We start from the raw sequence: 2,177 nt of genomic DNA on the forward strand, positions 1-2,177 counted from the left end.
CCATCTTTTTGGGGCCGCTTCGCAGCCCAGCGGGGGCAAGCCCCCTCGCCACAAAAGCACGCACACCGCTCGTCCCCTCTCCCGCCCCGCAGTTGAAATCTTTTCCACCACCCCCATATGGGTTGGCATAAGGCACTTTCGCCCAGCTGCGTGGAGACTCTTCCCTTGACCACCATCGTTTCAGTTCGCCGCCAAGGCAAAGTCGTCATGGGCGGCGACGGCCAGGTTTCTCTCGGCAATACCGTGATGAAAGGCAACGCCAAGAAAGTCCGTCGCCTGTACCACGGTGAAGTCCTTGCCGGTTTTGCCGGTGCCACCGCTGACGCCTTTACCCTTTTCGAACGCTTCGAAGGCCAGCTGGAAAAACACCAGGGCCATCTGGTTCGCGCCGCCGTCGAGCTCGCTAAAGAATGGCGTACCGACCGCTCCCTGAGCCGTCTGGAAGCCATGCTCGCCGTCGCCAACAAGGACGCCTCCCTGATCATCACCGGCAACGGTGACGTGGTCGAGCCGGAAAACGGCCTGATCGCCATGGGTTCCGGTGGCGCCTACGCCCAGGCCGCCGCCAGCGCGCTGCTGAAGAAAACCGATCTGTCCGCCCGGGAAATCGTCGAGACCGCTCTCGGCATCGCCGGCGACATCTGCGTATTCACCAACCACACTCAGACCATTGAGGAGCAGGACTGCGCCAAAGGCGACGAGTAAGTCTGTTTAGGCCGTACGCCACGACTCACTTGATTAAGGTCCGCAAAATATTATGTCCATGACTCCCCGTGAAATCGTCCACGAACTCAATCGCCATATCATCGGCCAGGACGATGCCAAGCGCGCCGTCGCCATTGCCCTGCGCAACCGCTGGCGCCGGATGCAGCTGCCAGAAGAGCTGCGCGTAGAAGTCACCCCGAAGAACATCCTGATGATCGGCCCGACCGGTGTCGGTAAAACCGAGATCGCCCGTCGCCTGGCCAAGCTGGCCAACGCGCCGTTCATCAAGGTCGAAGCCACCAAGTTCACCGAAGTCGGTTATGTCGGTCGCGATGTCGAATCGATCATCCGTGACCTGGCCGACGCGGCGATCAAGCTGCTGCGCGAACAGGAAATCACCAAGGTTCGCCACCGCGCCGAAGACGCCGCCGAAGAGCGCATCCTCGACGCCCTGCTGCCACCGGCACGCATGGGTTTCAGCAACGACGAAACGCCGAGCTCCGATTCCAACACCCGTCAGCTGTTCCGCAAGCGTCTGCGCGAAGGCCAACTGGATGACAAGGAAATCGAAATCGAAGTCGCCGAAATGGCCGGCGTCGATATTTCCGCGCCACCGGGCATGGAAGAGATGACCAACCAGCTGCAGAGCCTGTTCGCCAACATGGGCAAGGGCAAGCGCAAGAGCCGCAAGCTCAAGGTCAAGGAAGCGCTGAAGCTGGTTCGCGACGAAGAAGCCAGCCGCCTGGTCAACGATGAAGAGTTGAAGGCCAAGGCCCTGGAAGCGGTCGAGCAGCACGGCATCGTGTTCATCGACGAAATCGACAAGGTGGCCAAGCGCGGCAATGTCGGCGGCGCCGACGTGTCCCGCGAAGGCGTACAGCGCGACCTGCTGCCGCTGATCGAAGGCTGCACCGTCAACACCAAGCTGGGCATGGTCAAGACCGACCACATCCTGTTCATTGCTTCCGGTGCGTTCCATCTGAGCAAGCCGAGCGACCTGGTACCCGAGCTGCAAGGCCGTCTGCCGATTCGCGTCGAACTCAAGGCCCTGTCGCCGCAGGACTTCGAACGCATCCTCAGCGAGCCGCACGCGTCGCTCACCGAGCAATACTGCGCGCTGCTGAAAACCGAAGGCCTGTCCATCGAGTTCCAGCCGGACGGCATCAAGCGCATCGCCGAGATCGCCTGGCAGGTCAACGAGAAGACCGAGAACATCGGTGCCCGTCGCCTGCACACCCTGCTCGAGCGCCTGCTCGAAGAGGTGTCCTTCAGCGCCGGCGACCTGGCCAGCGCCCATGACGACAAGGCGATCCAGATCGACGCCGACTACGTCAACAACCACCTGGGTGAATTGGCGCAGAACGAAGACCTGTCCCGTTATATCCTGTAAGCAGCCCTTACGGTAATCGCGGACCCTGTGGGAGCGGGCTTGCTCGCGAAGGCGAAGTGTCAGTCGACATCACATTGACTGT

Annotated in this window: 2 protein-coding genes; both read left to right on the forward strand. The window is 61.4% G+C overall.

Annotated elements, in window-relative coordinates; genetic code table 11:
• Positions 1-165: 165 nt before the first annotated feature.
• Positions 166-705 carry an ATP-dependent protease subunit HslV gene (gene hslV, locus ACW9JE_RS30335; protein ID WP_150771882.1) on the forward strand — a complete coding sequence of 180 codons (540 nt, stop codon included), beginning with the start codon at positions 166-168 and terminating at the stop codon, positions 703-705.
• A 52-nt stretch (positions 706-757) separates the two neighbouring features.
• Positions 758-2,095: an HslU--HslV peptidase ATPase subunit gene (gene hslU / locus ACW9JE_RS30340; RefSeq protein WP_224539480.1), complete on the forward strand. Its 1,338-nt coding sequence runs from the start codon at positions 758-760 to the stop codon at positions 2,093-2,095.
• Positions 2,096-2,177 lie beyond the last annotated feature (82 nt).

It is taken from the genome of Pseudomonas sp. SDO55104_S430, from assembly GCF_054070595.1.